The 13,724-nt window shown below is 60.7% G+C and carries 13 protein-coding genes; 8 read left to right on the forward strand and 5 right to left on the reverse strand.

The window, feature by feature from the left end; all coding sequences use genetic code 11:
• Window positions 1–177 precede the first annotated feature (177 nt).
• Entirely contained in the window at window positions 178–2,166 is a 1,989-nt protein-coding gene (gene thrS, locus ACP7BS_RS11530) for a threonine--tRNA ligase (protein ID WP_426238221.1), read from the forward strand.
• 209 nt (window positions 2,167–2,375) lie between these two features.
• The gene (locus ACP7BS_RS11535; protein ID WP_426238222.1) at window positions 2,376–3,218 is read left to right on the forward strand and encodes a lysophospholipid acyltransferase family protein; all 843 of its coding nucleotides are present in this window, start codon (window positions 2,376–2,378) and stop codon (window positions 3,216–3,218) included.
• A 4-nt stretch (window positions 3,219–3,222) separates the two neighbouring features.
• On the opposite strand, the gene ACP7BS_RS11540 is transcribed toward ACP7BS_RS11535, so the two are convergent.
• Window positions 3,223–4,230: a hypothetical protein gene (locus ACP7BS_RS11540; RefSeq protein ID WP_426238223.1), complete on the reverse strand. Its 1,008-nt coding sequence runs from the start codon at window positions 4,228–4,230 to the stop codon at window positions 3,223–3,225.
• Window positions 4,231–4,342: 112 nt separating this feature from the next.
• Here ACP7BS_RS11540 and ACP7BS_RS11545 point away from each other — a divergent pair, with 112 nt between their 5' ends.
• Together ACP7BS_RS11545 and ACP7BS_RS11550 are read left to right on the forward strand one after the other, a co-directional pair.
• Window positions 4,343–4,927, forward strand: coding sequence for a nitroreductase family protein (locus ACP7BS_RS11545; RefSeq protein ID WP_426238224.1), 585 nt, complete (start codon window positions 4,343–4,345; stop codon window positions 4,925–4,927).
• Window positions 4,927–5,529 (forward strand): flavin reductase family protein, encoded by a 603-nt coding sequence (locus ACP7BS_RS11550; RefSeq protein WP_426238225.1) that lies wholly within the window; start codon window positions 4,927–4,929, stop codon window positions 5,527–5,529. The genes ACP7BS_RS11545 and ACP7BS_RS11550 overlap by 1 nt, the downstream gene beginning before the upstream one ends.
• A 9-nt stretch (window positions 5,530–5,538) precedes the next feature.
• Here ACP7BS_RS11550 and ACP7BS_RS11555 read toward each other — a convergent pair whose 3' ends face one another.
• Window positions 5,539–6,249, reverse strand: coding sequence for a hypothetical protein (locus ACP7BS_RS11555; protein ID WP_426238226.1), 711 nt, complete (start codon window positions 6,247–6,249; stop codon window positions 5,539–5,541).
• Window positions 6,250–6,327: 78 nt separating this feature from the next.
• Between ACP7BS_RS11555 and ACP7BS_RS11560 the strand changes: the two genes are divergently transcribed.
• Entirely contained in the window at window positions 6,328–7,467 is a 1,140-nt protein-coding gene (locus ACP7BS_RS11560) for a DUF2336 domain-containing protein (protein WP_426238227.1), read from the forward strand.
• A gap of 3 nt (window positions 7,468–7,470) precedes the next feature.
• Here ACP7BS_RS11560 and ACP7BS_RS11565 read toward each other — a convergent pair whose 3' ends face one another.
• Window positions 7,471–8,022, reverse strand: coding sequence for a TetR/AcrR family transcriptional regulator (locus ACP7BS_RS11565; protein ID WP_426238228.1), 552 nt, complete (start codon window positions 8,020–8,022; stop codon window positions 7,471–7,473).
• A gap of 109 nt (window positions 8,023–8,131) precedes the next feature.
• Between ACP7BS_RS11565 and ACP7BS_RS11570 the strand changes: the two genes are divergently transcribed.
• The gene (locus ACP7BS_RS11570) at window positions 8,132–9,154 is read left to right on the forward strand and encodes an SDR family oxidoreductase (RefSeq protein WP_426238229.1); all 1,023 of its coding nucleotides are present in this window, start codon (window positions 8,132–8,134) and stop codon (window positions 9,152–9,154) included.
• Between the two features lie 3 nt (window positions 9,155–9,157).
• On the opposite strand, the gene ACP7BS_RS11575 is transcribed toward ACP7BS_RS11570, so the two are convergent.
• The gene (locus ACP7BS_RS11575) at window positions 9,158–9,604 is read right to left on the reverse strand and encodes a hypothetical protein (protein ID WP_426238230.1); all 447 of its coding nucleotides are present in this window, start codon (window positions 9,602–9,604) and stop codon (window positions 9,158–9,160) included.
• Window positions 9,605–9,853: 249 nt separating this feature from the next.
• Here ACP7BS_RS11575 and ACP7BS_RS11580 point away from each other — a divergent pair, with 249 nt between their 5' ends.
• Window positions 9,854–10,312 carry a GNAT family N-acetyltransferase gene (locus ACP7BS_RS11580; protein WP_426238231.1) on the forward strand — a complete coding sequence of 153 codons (459 nt, stop codon included), beginning with the start codon at window positions 9,854–9,856 and terminating at the stop codon, window positions 10,310–10,312.
• 105 nt (window positions 10,313–10,417) lie between these two features.
• Here the strand turns inward: ACP7BS_RS11580 and parE are convergent, their stop codons facing one another.
• On the reverse strand, window positions 10,418–12,496 hold the full coding sequence (gene parE / locus ACP7BS_RS11585) for a DNA topoisomerase IV subunit B (protein ID WP_426238232.1): 2,079 nt from the start codon (window positions 12,494–12,496) through the stop codon (window positions 10,418–10,420).
• Between the two features lie 240 nt (window positions 12,497–12,736).
• Here parE and ACP7BS_RS11590 point away from each other — a divergent pair, with 240 nt between their 5' ends.
• Window positions 12,737–13,621: an alpha/beta hydrolase gene (locus ACP7BS_RS11590; protein WP_426238233.1), complete on the forward strand. Its 885-nt coding sequence runs from the start codon at window positions 12,737–12,739 to the stop codon at window positions 13,619–13,621.
• Window positions 13,622–13,724: the final 103 nt, after the last annotated feature.

A 13,724-nucleotide genomic window follows, 5' to 3' on the forward strand; every position in this document is an offset into this window, starting at 1 on the left:
CCGAAAGCGATTTGCATTGATGCCGGTTAACGTTTGAACGAAGCACTCACGGAGATGACCTCACCACCCCTTCCAATCCCGCTACTTTCCCTTTATACCGCGCACCGCACGCGCCGGCATGACCGGCTTCCACCCATACCACCCGCATTCGTTGGCGGGACTGGATAGGAGATTATTATGTCTGACGCTGTTTCCCTTACATTTCCCGATGGTTCCGTCCGCGGTTATGCCGCTGGCACGACGGGCCGTGACGTCGCCGAATCGATCTCCAAGTCGCTTGCAAAGAAAGCCATCGCCATCGCGCTGGATGGCGAGCTGCGCGACCTGTCCGATCCGGTCGTCACCGGCAAGCTCGAGATCGTCACCCGCGAAGACGCCCGAGCATTGGAACTGATCCGCCACGACACGGCCCACGTGATGGCCGAAGCCGTGCAGGAATTGTGGCCGGGCACGCAGGTCACCATCGGCCCGGTAATCGAAAACGGCTTCTATTACGATTTTGCCAAGAATGAACCTTTCACGCCCGACGATCTGCCGAAGATCGAAAAGCGAATGAAGGAGATCATCCAGCGCAACAAGCCCTTCACCAAGGAAATCTGGCCGCGCGACAAGGCCCGTCAGGTGTTTGCCGACAAGGGCGAAGCCTACAAGGTCGAGCTGGTCGATGCGATCTCCGCCGATCAGGACCTGAAGATCTATTATCAGGGCGACTGGTTCGATCTCTGCCGTGGGCCGCATATGGCCTCCACCGGCCAGATCGGCAATGCCTTCAAGCTGATGCGGGTTGCCGGCGCCTATTGGCGCGGTGACAGCAACAACCCGATGCTGACGCGCATCTACGGCACCGCCTGGCGCACGCAGGAAGAGCTCGACCAGTATCTGCACATTCTCGCCGAAGCCGAAAAGCGCGACCATCGCCGGCTTGGCCGCGAGATGGACCTGTTCCATTTCCAGGAAGAAGGCCCGGGCGTGGTCTTCTGGCACGGCAAGGGCTGGCGCATCTTCCAGACGCTGGTTTCCTATATGCGCCGGCGGCTGGCCGGCACCTACCAGGAAGTCAACGCACCGCAGGTGCTCGACAAGTCGCTGTGGGAAACCTCCGGCCACTGGGGCTGGTACCGCGACAACATGTTCAAGGTGACGGTTGCCGGTGACGAGACCGACGACGAGCGCGTCTTCGCGCTGAAGCCGATGAACTGCCCCGGCCATATCCAGATTTTCAAGCATGGCCTGAAATCCTACCGCGAATTGCCGATCCGGCTTGCCGAGTTCGGCAACGTCCACCGCTACGAGCCTTCCGGCGCGCTGCACGGCCTGATGCGCGTACGCGGCTTCACGCAGGACGATGCGCATGTGTTCTGCACCGACGAGCAGATGGCGGCCGAGTGCCTGCGCATCAACGACCTGATCCTGTCGGTCTACCAGGACTTCGGCTTCAAGGAAGTCGTCGTCAAGCTCTCGACCCGTCCGGAAAAGCGCGTCGGCGACGATGCGCTCTGGGATCGCGCCGAAAGCGTCATGATGGACGTGCTGAAGACGATCGAGGCGCAGTCGGAAGGCCGCATCAAGACCGGTATCCTGCCGGGCGAGGGCGCTTTCTACGGCCCGAAGTTTGAATATACGCTGAAGGACGCCATCGGCCGGGAATGGCAGTGCGGCACGACGCAGGTCGATTTCAACCTGCCGGAACGCTTCGGGGCTTTCTACATCGACAGCAACTCGGAAAAGACCCAGCCGGTGATGATCCATCGCGCCATCTGCGGCTCGATGGAACGCTTCCTCGGCATCCTGATCGAGAATTTCGCCGGCCATATGCCGCTGTGGATTTCGCCGCTGCAGGTCGTCATCGCCACCATCACCTCGGAAGCCGACGACTATGGCCGTGAAGTTGCCGAACTGCTGCGCGATGCCGGTCTTGAGGTCGAGACCGACTTCCGCAACGAGAAGATCAACTACAAGGTCCGCGAGCATTCGGTGACCAAGGTGCCGGTGATCATCGTCTGCGGCATGCGCGAGGCGGAAGAGCGGACGGTCAATATCCGTAGGCTCGGTTCGCAGGCGCAAACGCCGATGACGCTCGACGAGGCAATCGCCTCGCTGGTCTTGGAAGCAACGCCGCCGGACGTCAAGCGCAAGGCCGAGCGCCGGAGCAAGGCCAAGGCCTGATCATCGGCGAAAGCCTGTATGATCCCGTCGGGAAGGTGCGGCAGGGCCGCGCCTTCAGTCTTCTGTCAGAAAACTGTAACATTGGCAGACTATCCGGTTTATGCGTGATGGGTGGAATAAGCGTCCGCCGCCGGAACGCAGATCCGGCAGATCGAAATACCTGTGCTGCGTCCCTTCCGGACGCACCTTTTCTTGGAACGGGGAACAACGTGCAGTTCAAAGAGCTGTCTTACGCCAACGAGAACGATCGACGGCTGAAACGTTGGTTTATCCGTTCCATGGAAGGGCTTGCCGGGCGCAATCGCTACGCCAGGCTCTACAATCAGTGGCGCCATAACATCGTCGGCAAGAGCGACCGGATTTTCGGCGAAATGCTCGACCTGATCGATGTGCGCGTCCGTGTCCAGGGCGAATGGCCGCCGCGTCATCTGCCCGATACGCCCGTGGTCATCGTCGCCAACCATCCCTTCGGTATCGGCGACGGCATTGCCGTCCTGTCGCTTGCCGAGCAGCTCGGCCGCCCGTTCCGGGTGCTGATCAACAACGAACTCTTGAAGGTGCCGGAAATGGCGCCCTATTCGTTGCCGATTTCGTTTGAAGAAACCAAGGAAGCGCTGGCGATCAACATGCAGACGCGCCACGAGGCCGTGCGGCTCCTCAAGGAAGGCGTCACCCTGATCGTCTTTCCGGCCGGTGGTGTTGCCACGGCAAGAAAGGGTTTTGGCAGGGCCGAGGATCTGCCGTGGAAGATGTTTCCGGCCAAACTCATCCAGGCGGCCAAGGCAAGCGTCATCCCGATCTATTTCGAAGGCCAGAACGGCAGGCTGTTTCACCTGGCGAGCAAGGTTTCGCTGACCTTGCGCATCTCGCTGTTGATCCGCGAGTTCCGCAGGCTGTCCGGCACGACCATCTCGTCGCGCATCGGCCAGCTGATTGCATGGGAAGAGCTGAGTGCGATTGCCGATCGCAAGGATATCCTGACGCGGATCTATGACGGCGTGTTCTGCATGGCGCCGCCACGCAAGCCGTTTCTCAAAAGGGCTGCGTCCTAGTTCTTCAGTCCTGTGCGTCGGAAGCACCGGATGCGGGCTGTACGCCCTTGTCGTTGAGCAGGACCTCGACATCGGTGTTGACGCCGGCCTTGACGGTAAAATCGCGCTGGAAAATCTTCTCGTTGTTGCGCGCCACCGCGGAATAGCTGCCTTCGGCAAGCACCAGCGTCGGGAAAGCGCCGACGCTTTCGCTGACGACGTCGCCGGATGAGGTCAGGATCGACCATGCGGTATCGGCAATCGCTTCTCCGCCCGGCTCCGAGACGAGCTTCAGTGTCAGTTTGGCGGCGCGGTGCTGGATCGTCGCTTCCGTCAGCTTGCCGGCTTCCACCTGGATATCGGCGCGAATGACGGCATTGACCGAGCCGTAGTTGGAAACGACGTGATAGGTGCCGGTGTTCAACCGGATGACCGTGTTCGGCTTGACGTCGGCGACAACCAGCGCCCGTTCGCCGTCTTCTTTCGAATCCGCTGAAAAGATCGAAAAGCTCAGTTCGCCCGGCGGGATGCGTACGTCGCTGCCGGACACCGCATTCAGCATGACGCCGCCGGCATCCAGCACCAGCACCTGCTTTTCGACCAAGCCGGCGTCTGCCACCCTGATCTTGCGCGTCGCGCCAGCGCGGCCGAAGGCGACGTTGACGAAATACTCGCCGGGAATGAGCTGGAACGCCGCCGATCCGCCTTCCGACGTGGCCACCAGCGGCAGCTTGCCGTCCGAGCCGGGAATAGGGCTGAAAACGCGCCAGGTCAGGCCCTGCTCGACAGACTTGCCCTTGTCCGTCAGATGCGCTTCCAATTGAATGTCTTTCGCCGTCGGACCCTGCGTCGCGGCATCCGGGACCGTCGGATTGAAGCTGTTGAGCTTCGGCATTTTCTTGGTCGGAGCGGAGATCGCCGGAAAGGCCTTGAAGGGGTCGGCAAGCTCCTGCGCCTGTGGCGCACGGGCGCCAGTTGTTGCAACAACCAGCGCTATGGTGACAGCGCGAACGTGACCGGCCTTGATGCGCATGGGGTGGTTGACATCCTGAGTGTGTGGCTCCACTTGAAACGCCGATATGGCAATTTCGTGGCTGCCCTCGTGGTAGCGGCGTGCGGTGGCAAACTAGTGGAAATGGACGGCAATGAAAACTGAAATCAGCCTGCGTGATTATCTGGCAACCCGCCGGTCTATTCCAGCCTTTCAGATGGGTGGACCGGGACCGGACACGGCTGAAATCGAGGAAATGCTGACGCTTGCATCGCGCGTGCCCGATCATGGCAAGCTGGCGCCCTGGCGCTTCATCGTCTATCGCGGCGAGGAGCGGGTTCGCATCAGTGCCGAACTGGCGAAAATGGCGCTCGCAGCCAAACCCGATCTTTCCGAAGAGATGATCAAGGTGGAAAACGCACGCCTGTCGCGCGCGCCGGTCGTCGTCGCCGTCGTCAGCAGGGCGGCCCCGCATGTCAAGGTGCCGGAATGGGAACAGCTGATGTCGGCCGGGGCCGTCTGCCTCAACCTGTTGATGGCTGCCAACGCGCTCGGGTTCTGCTCGAACTGGCTGACCGAATGGTACGCCTTCGATGAAAAGGCCTATCCGCTGCTCGGCGTTCAGTCCGGCGAGAGAATAGCGGGCTTCATTCACATCGGTACGCCGCAGGTGCCGCCGACGGAACGTCCGCGACCGGCACTGACCGAGATCGTCACCTGGGTGGGTGAGGACGCCTGATGTTTTATGCAACTGCGCAAAACGTCCATGGCCTTGCCCATGATCCGTTCAAGGCCATCGTCTCGCCACGGCCGATCGGCTGGATCGGATCGAGGGCCGCGGATGGCAGCCTCAATCTGGCGCCCTATTCCTTCTTCAACGCGATCAGCGATGCACCGAAACTGGTGATGTTCTCCTCGTCCGGCCGCAAGGATTCGGTGCGCAACATCGAGGAAACCCGTGAGTTCACCGCCAATTTCGTCAGCTTCGATATCCGCGAGGCGATGAATGCCACATCGGCTCCGGTTCCGCATGGCAAGAGCGAATTCGCACTTGCCGGATTGACGCCCATTGAAGGCCAGTTCGTTCAGGCACCCTTCGTTGCCGAAGCTTACGCGGCACTCGAATGCAAGGTCACGGAAATATTCCAGCCAAAGGGGCTCGACGGAACGCTCTCTGAAAACCACGTGGTCATCGGCCAGGTCGTCGGCATTCACATCCGCGACGAGGCGATCCGTGACGGACGCTTCGACATGGCCAAGGTCCGGCCGGTCGGCAGGATGGGCTATATGGATTATTGCGATGCCGGCGACGTCTTCGAAATGTTACGGCCCACACGATAGTCCGGCGTCCTAAATTACGGCCAGCGCCGCCAATTGTTCGGCGTTGCGCGCAACCACGCCGGAAAAGCCATCGGCAAGCGCGATATCGCGCGTGATCTGCGGATCGTCATCCCTGTCTTGCAGCAGTGCGTAGGAGGCAATGCCTGCCTGTCTCGCCTTGATGACAGCGGCCGCAGCTGCGAGGAGAAGCGGCGCGCCGGTCCTTGACGCTGCGGCGTTGAACACTTGGCTAGCCGTCGCCCGCGTCAGGCCTTCGCTGTCGAAAATGATGGCCTTCAGGCGCCGGGATATATCTTTCAGCGATACCGGTGAGAGAAGGAATATCGGGTTCTCGCCAAATTCCGCCACCAGCGCCACCGACCCCGCCTCGATCCCGTTGCTGGCCTCCGCGACCCGCAGCATGACGTCGAACTTCTGAATGTCGGCGGCACCGCCACAGCCGGAAAGCACCAAGCCATGCGGCCTCAGCGCCACCAGCCGCTCGATCGCGGCCTGTCCGGCTTCGTCGTCCGGTCCACCAACGCGAAACAGCGTCGAGCCTGCCGTCGATTGCCTCTGTGTGAGGATCGCCTGCACCGCCTCGGGAGCCTCTCCGCTAAGCCAGTCGTTGCGGATATCCAGGATCAGGGTCGCCGTCTCGTATGTACCGATCTGCGCCAGCAGCGCTTTCGGTTCCGCGCACAGCATCGGCAGCGTCATTTCGAAGCGGTTAACGGACATGGTGAACCAATCTTAAACCTTTGATCGCTAACGTAGGAATACCAGGATTGTGGCTGGTTGGTGTGTAGTGAGGCGTCGGTGATCATTCAAGCATTTCTTCGTTGGGTCGAGACCGCAAAAACCAGCGATCGGGTTCGGGCGGCCAGCGCGTTGGGCCGCGCCTATGTTGCGGCAGAAATGAATACGCTCGACGAACATGCGGCCGAAATGGCGATGACCTTTCTGCTTGATGACCCCTCGCCGAAAGTCCGGTTGGCGCTCGCCGAAGCCATTGCAGATTGCGCGCGCATTCCCCGGGCCATCATCCTGTCGCTGGCCGAAGACCAGCCTGAAACCGCTTATGCCGTCATTTCGCGTTCTCCTGTGCTCAACGATATGGACCTTGTCGATCTCGCCGCCAAGGGCACGCCGGAAACCCGCGCGGTCATTGCCGCCCGCCAGGCCATGTCACGGCCGGTTGCCGCAGCCATCGCCGAAATCGGCGGCGAGGAAGAGGTTCTGATCCTGCTCGAAAACGAGCAGGCGCGGTTTTCCTGCCGGACGCTGAAGCGCCTGAGCGACCGGCTCGGCCATCTCTGGTCGGTTCGCAATACGTTGCTCGACCGCGACGATCTGCCGGCCGATGCCCGGCATGCGCTGGCCGAGAAGGTTGGCGCAGCCCTTTCCGGGTTTGGTCTGGTGCAGGCGGCGATCGGCGAACGCCGCATCGAGCGGATCACCCGCGAAGCCTGCGATAAGGCTGCCGTCGGCATGGCGGGGGCAGCTAACGCTGATCAGATCCCCAATCTCGTCGAGCATCTTCGGGTGACGGGGCGGTTGACGCCGGCTTTCCTTCTGAACGCATTGTGTTCCGGCAAGATCGAGTTTTTTGCAGCCGCCATCGTCAACCTGTCTGATGTCGCCGACAAGCGCGTTCGCTCGATCCTGTCCGACGGCCGTATCCACGCCATCCGGGCTTTGTTCGAAAGTGCCGGCCTTGGCCGCGATGTCAGCGCGCTGTTTGCCGAAGCGGTGTTGATCTGGCGCAAGGAAAACCGCGTTGGTTCACCGACGATGACGGCCACGATCTCCGCCGTTTTGTTATCGAAACTGCGCGGCAAAAGCGAGGTATCCGATGCGTCCGGCGGTCTTGCTGATCTGATCGAAAAGCTGACCATTGCCGAGCAGCGCCAGACGGCCCGAGACTATGCGCTGCTTGCTTCGAGGGAAGCCGCCTGACGTTCAAGAGGGGCGCGTTGACGTGTCGAGCAGGCGCATCAGGGCGGCCAGCCGTTGCTCCAGTTTCTCGAGCCCGTTGGGTGCTTTCTTGATTCCATCCAGACAGACATAGAGCAGATCGGCCAGCGCTTCGGCCGAAAGGCCGGTTGCGGAGAGCGAAATCTCATCCTGGGAAATCGCGCCCTTCACTGCATTTTCAATCAGCGTATGCAGGCGAAGCGAGGTTGCCGCATTGATGTCGCCGGCCAGCATCATGTTGGCCTCGAACAGTTCCAGTCCGTGCGTGCTGGCCTTGACGGGCGCCATGATCGTCATGGTGAAATCCGTCAGCGCCGTTTCCATCCGCAGGATGAAAGGCCGGCCGGACGAGAAAGCCGCTTCCGCCGCCTTCAGCGCTTCGCCGTGATGCCATGTCATCAGCGACCGGAACAGATCGTCCTTGTTTTTGAAATGCAGGTAAAGCGCTGCGCGCGACATCATGGCGGCATCGGCAATGTCCTGCATCGATGCCTTCTTGAAGCCGTAGCGGGTAAAAACGTCCGCCGCTGCCGACATGATATGCTGCTTCTTGTCGTCCATCTCGCTGAATTGACACTTTGGACTAAAAATGTCAAACTGACAAAATAGACCGAAAATGTCAGAATGACAGCGAAGAGGTAAAACGATGAGTGATGATGCAGGCAGACTGATCGCAGTGACAGGAGTAGGCGGCTTTCTTGGCCGCCATGTCGCAGCACAATTGCTGCTGTCCGGATATGAGGTTCGTGGAACCTTGCGGTCGCTGAAAAAGGCAAAGTCCATCGAGGCCGCGATCCGGTCCGCCAAGGGTGTCACAGGTGGGAAGCTCTCGTTCGTTGTTGTAGATCTGATGTCGGACGAGGGCTGGGATGCGGCATTTTCCGGCGTAACAGATGTGATCCATACGGCATCGCCTTTTCCGTCAAGCGTTCCAAAAGATGAAAATGACCTCATCCTGCCAGCGCAACAGGGAACGTTGCGGGTGCTGCGGGCCGCAAGAGATGCCGGCGTTCGCCGCGTGGTGCTGACATCCTCCATTGCCGCCGTCAGTTACGGTCCGGGCCGGGCGCCTTTTACGGAAACCGACTGGACCGATGTCGACGGGCCGCTGGCCACGCCCTACTACAAATCGAAGACGCTAGCCGAGCGCGCCGCCTGGGACTTTGCCCGCGACACCGGCCTCGAACTGGTCGTCGTCAATCCGGGCATGATCCTTGGCCCCATCCTGGGCGCCGAGGCAGGCACGTCGGTCGGTGTGGTGCAAAGCCTGATGAAGGGCCGTTATCCCGCCATGCCGGATTTCAGCGTGCCGGTCGTCGATGTGCGTGATGCTGCGGAAGCGCACGTTCTTGCCATGACGACCACTGGGGCCGCCGGCGAACGTTTCATCATCGCCGGCAAGGCGCTATCGATCAGGGATATCGCCAATGTCCTGAAACACGACTTCCCTGCCTATGGGAAAAAGCTGCCGAAATTCGTTCTTCCCAACTGGCTTGCGAGACTAGCCGCGCGCTTCGATCCCGGCCTGAAGCTGATTGCCGGTGAGCTTGGCCGCGACGCGCGCGTGTCGAACGAAAAGGCGCGGCGCGTGCTCGGATGGAAACCTCGCCCGGAGGATGAGGCAATCCGTGCCAGCGCCGAAAGCCTGATCGCTGCCGGGCTGGTATAGGGGCTACTTCGTAAACTTCCGCGCCACCCAGGAATAGCCGTCCTCGATATAGTGGACGGGTTTTGTCACGGCGTTGCGCAGGGTCGAGGCATCCGGCAGGGCTCCGGTCACCATCGCCAATGTCCGGCGGGGCAGGCTTGGCTGCTTTTGTTGGGTGGTGGGTGGTGCCGGGACTGCGTCCGGCGTGACGGCATGCGCCTGATCGAGAGCAGGCTGTGTTGCGGGCACAGGTGCAGGATCCTTTGCTTCCGCCATCTTGTCGCCGGAAGTTTCGCAGACCGCGACGATCACCGGATAGTTGGCATTGGAGAATTTCGGCAATTGTTTCTGCGATTCCGCATCGCAGACGGCAATGCTCTGCCATGTGCCGCTGACGGTTGAGACGTAGTGGCACTGGCTGACGCTGTCGTCGCAGCCGAGAATTGTCATGACGATCAGGGCAGGAACCATCGCGGATGTTTCTCCAATTCGGTGAAGATCGTTCGGTAAGGAGCGATTCTGAGTTCGCTGAACTAAAAGTCTGTTTGCTCCGGAAGTAAGGCAAAGTGGGGAAAGCTTGGAAACAATTTGTTTCTGCCGGTTGCGCTGGGTGAGGGGCAGTGGTCGAGTATGGCGAGATTTGCCGTCTGTCGTTTTCAGCGCTGTGCTTTAGTGTTGACTGGAAGCGGCATGAATCGATCTGTGAAGGAATAACGCCAAGTGACTTTGACCATTGAAAAAGAATCGCCACGCCAGCCCGGTGTCCTGCACCTGCTCGACCAGTCCGACGCCTATGCGCAGTCGCTCTATCCGGCCGAAAGCAATCATCTCGTCGATGTATCGACACTGGAAAAACCGTCCGTCTCCTTCTTCGTCGCCCGTCACGAAGGAAACGTTGTCGGCTGTTGTGCGCTGGTGGATGCAGGTGACGGCAGCGCCGAGATCAAGCGCATGTTCGTCGATCCGCAGGCGCGCGGCCTGAAAATCGGCCGCAAGCTGCTCGAGCATCTCGAGGGTCACGGCCGCGAGGCCGGCCTGTCGGTGATCCGGCTTGAGACCGGCATCTACCAGCCCGAGGCGATCGGCCTCTACAAGACCGCTGGCTATGTCGAGATCGGGCCGTTCGGTTCTTATCAACCGGACCCGCTCAGCCTGTTCATGGAAAAAGCCATCGCCTGACGCAGAGTCAGTTCCTCGCAGGGGAAATCGTTTCCGCTCCGTCAGTTGGAGCGGAAAGTTGAATCAATTCAACAGCGTGTTGAATCGGCCTATCAAGGCTTTGACCTAGATGTCCAGGTTGTCCGCAAACACGGCGCGTTCCTGAATGAAGCGGAAGCGGGCGTCGGCCTTGGTGCCCATCAGGTTGTCGACGGCTTCGCGCGTGCCTTCGAAATCCACCTCGTCGATGGCAACCTTCAGCAGCGTGCGCTTGGCCGGATCCATGGTGGTTTCCTTCAGCTGCGCCGGCATCATTTCGCCAAGTCCCTTGAAGCGGCCGATCTCGACCTTGCCGCGGCCGTTGAATTCCGTCTCCATCAGTTCCACCCGATGGGCGTCGTCGCGGGCGTAGAGCGTCCGGGCGCCTTGGGTGATGCGGTAGAGCGGCGGCACGGCCAGATAGAGATGGCCACCCCGCACGAGCTCCGGCATTTCCTGGTAGAAGAACGTGATCAGCAGCGAGGCGATATGGGCGCCATCGACGTCGGCATCGGTCATGACGATGACGCGCTCGTAGCGCAAATCCTCCTCGCGGTACTTGCTGCGCGTGCCGCAGCCGAGCGCCTGGATGAGGTCGCTGATCTGCTGGTTGGCTCCAAGCTTTTCACGGCCGGCGCTGGCAACGTTGAGGATCTTGCCGCGCAGCGGCAGGATCGCCTGGTTGGAGCGGTTGCGTGCCTGCTTGGCCGAGCCACCGGCCGAATCGCCTTCGACGATGAACAATTCGGCACCTTCGGCCGAATTCTGCGAGCAGTCGGCAAGCTTGCCCGGCAGGCGCAGCTTGCGCACCGCCGATTTGCGGGTGACCTCTTTTTCCTTGCGGCGGCGCACCCGTTCGTCGGCGCGCTCGATCACCCATTCCAAGAGCTTATGGGCTTCCTGCGGGTTGTCGGCGAGAAAATGGTCGAAGGGATCGCGCAGCGCGTTTTCGACGATGCGCTGGGCTTCGACGGTCGCCAGCTTGTCCTTGGTCTGGCCGACGAATTCCGGTTCGCGGATGAACACCGACAGCATGCCGGCCGCCGAGATCATCACGTCTTCGGTGGTGACGATCGCCGCGCGCTTGTTCTGTGTCAGTTCGGCATAGGCCTTCAGGCCCTTGGTCAGCGCGATGCGGAAGCCGGCTTCATGCGTGCCGCCTTCGGGTGTCGGAATGGTGTTGCAATAGGAATGCACGACGCTGTCGCCGCCATACCAGGTGACCGCCCATTCCATCGCGCCGTGGCCGCCGGTCTTTTCCGTCTTTCCGGCAAAGATTTCGCGGGTAACGGTGAATTCCTTGCCCATCGTCGCCTGAAGGTAGTCCTTCAAGCCGCCGGGGAAGTGGAACACCGCCTTGTCCGGCGTATCCGTGCCTTCGATCAGTGCCGGATCACAGGACCAGCGGATTTCGACGCCTCCAAACAGGTACGCCTTGGACCGCGCCATGCGGAACAGCCGGGCCGGGTCGAATTTTGCGTGTGAACCGAAGATTTCCGGGTCCGGGTGGAATTTCACCTTGGTGCCGCGCCGGTTCTGGATATCGCCCAGCTCTTCCAGCCCGCCTTGCGGAATGCCGCGCGAAAAGCGCTGGCGGTAGAGCTTGCGATTGCGCGCAACTTCGACTTCGAGAATGTCCGAAAGCGCGTTGACGACGGAAACGCCGACGCCGTGCAGACCACCTGAGGTCTCGTAGACCTTGCTGTCGAACTTGCCGCCTGCGTGCAGGATGGTCATGATGACTTCGAGCGTCGACTTGCCCGGAAATTTCGGATGGTTCTCGACCGGGATGCCGCGGCCGTTATCGGTGACCGACAGGCAGCCTTCGGCGTCGAGATGGACGTCGATGAAATTGGCGTGTCCGGCGACCGCTTCGTCCATCGAATTGTCGATGACTTCGGCAAACAGGTGATGCAGCGCCTTTTCGTCGGTGCCGCCAATATACATGCCCGGCCGCCGGCGCACCGGCTCCAGCCCCTCCAGAACTTCGATCGTCGAGGCATTGTAATCGCCGGTATCGGCCTTCAGCGTCGTGGAGGCGCCGCTGCGCTGTTCCACCACGGGAGCGGCGGCGGGCGTCACAACGACCGGCTTCGGCACGACGGCATCCGTCGCAGGCTTCGGTACCAGGGGCAATGCTGAAAAGAGATCGTTGCTGTCGGTCATAGTCTGTTTTGATGTCTTTCCGTGGTGGCGGCTTCAGATCCGGGCCGGGGTGCGGACTGGGCCGTCATGAATGTCTGCACGAATCGCCGGAATTCTGCCAAATCTCGGCGCGAGAGCGACCAGGCAACCCAAGGGATTCAGCCGCACGCGCCAAAACGCCGATCGAGCCTTCAATAGCCCCAACTGTTGCTTTGCGGAAGGTCCGATGGCAAGGCTTGGATCAAAAGAGGAACATTCCGGATGCACCTGTCCACAGCTCATTTCACCTTTCGCGTTGTTTTTGCCTCAATTGTCATGATCGCCTTGGCCTTGCCAGCGCAGGCAGCACCGCTGAAGCCATTCAAGGATGAGCTGTTTTCCTACGGAACGGTGCTGGAAACCGGGGATGGCGGCGATTACCGCGTCATCGATTACGATAAGATGCGCGATATCCACGGCCGTGACCAGGAGCCGGAACGCCGGGTAAGGCGGGCCTATGTCTCGCTTGGCGTCAAGCGCGCACAGGCCAACGAGACGCTTGATTTGGCCAACCGGCCGCTCGATGTGATGCGGGTCGGTGCCCCGAGTGGTGCGGCATTCACGGTCATCTTCGTCCACGGCCGGGGAGGCGACCGGCGGCTCGGCGCCAACGACTGGTCGTTCGGCGGCAATTTCAATCGCCTGAAGAACCTCGCTGTTGGAAACGGCGGTGCCTACTATGCCCCGAGCATCCGCTCCTTCGATGATGCGGGTGTCGCAGATATCGCCGGACTGGTCGCCTTTGCCCGACAGCAATCACCGGGCAGGCCGGTGGTGCTGGCCTGTGCCTCGATGGGCAGCTTCATCTGCTGGGGCATCACCCGAAATCCGCAGGCGGTTGCGGCCCTGAAGGGCATGATGATCATGGGGGGGCCTGCCGATCCCACGTTCAACAAGAGTGCCGCCTACAAAAAGAAACTGCCGATCTTCTTCAGTCACGGCAGCGACGACAGCGTCTATGCAGCAGCCGATCAGATTGCGTTCTACCGGTCGTTGAAGAAAGCCAATTATCCCAGCCGCTTCGTGCTGTTCCAGACCGGATCGCATGGCACCCCCGTTCGCATGACGGACTGGCGCGATGCGTTAAACTGGATCGGGCTTGACTGAAGCTCCTAATATATCCGGGATTCGTTAACCAACGCCGTAGTTTGAAACTTTAAGGCGAGCGCTGTTTGCTTTTTCGAAACCTGATCATGGGACTGTCCCAGGC

It is taken from the genome of Pararhizobium sp. DWP1-1-3 (assembly GCF_049896125.1).
Lineage (GTDB): Bacteria > Pseudomonadota > Alphaproteobacteria > Rhizobiales > Rhizobiaceae > Pararhizobium.

Excerpts from the sequence above, each read along its gene's own strand:
- thrS (WP_426238221.1), top strand. The coding sequence starts at position 178 with ATGTCTGACGCTGTTTCCCTTACATTTCCCGATGGTTCCGTCCGCGGT.
- ACP7BS_RS11540 (WP_426238223.1), bottom strand. The coding sequence starts at position 4,230 with ATGCGCATCAAGGCCGGTCACGTTCGCGCTGTCACCATAGCGCTGGTT.
- ACP7BS_RS11545 (WP_426238224.1), top strand. The coding sequence starts at position 4,343 with ATGAAAACTGAAATCAGCCTGCGTGATTATCTGGCAACCCGCCGGTCT.
- ACP7BS_RS11550 (WP_426238225.1), top strand. The coding sequence starts at position 4,927 with ATGTTTTATGCAACTGCGCAAAACGTCCATGGCCTTGCCCATGATCCG.
- ACP7BS_RS11555 (WP_426238226.1), bottom strand. The coding sequence starts at position 6,249 with ATGTCCGTTAACCGCTTCGAAATGACGCTGCCGATGCTGTGCGCGGAA.
- ACP7BS_RS11565 (WP_426238228.1), bottom strand. The coding sequence starts at position 8,022 with ATGTCGGCAGCGGCGGACGTTTTTACCCGCTACGGCTTCAAGAAGGCA.
- ACP7BS_RS11570 (WP_426238229.1), top strand. The coding sequence starts at position 8,132 with ATGAGTGATGATGCAGGCAGACTGATCGCAGTGACAGGAGTAGGCGGC.
- ACP7BS_RS11575 (WP_426238230.1), bottom strand. The coding sequence starts at position 9,604 with ATGGTTCCTGCCCTGATCGTCATGACAATTCTCGGCTGCGACGACAGC.
- parE (WP_426238232.1), bottom strand. The coding sequence starts at position 12,496 with ATGACCGACAGCAACGATCTCTTTTCAGCATTGCCCCTGGTACCGAAG.
- ACP7BS_RS11590 (WP_426238233.1), top strand. The coding sequence starts at position 12,737 with ATGCACCTGTCCACAGCTCATTTCACCTTTCGCGTTGTTTTTGCCTCA.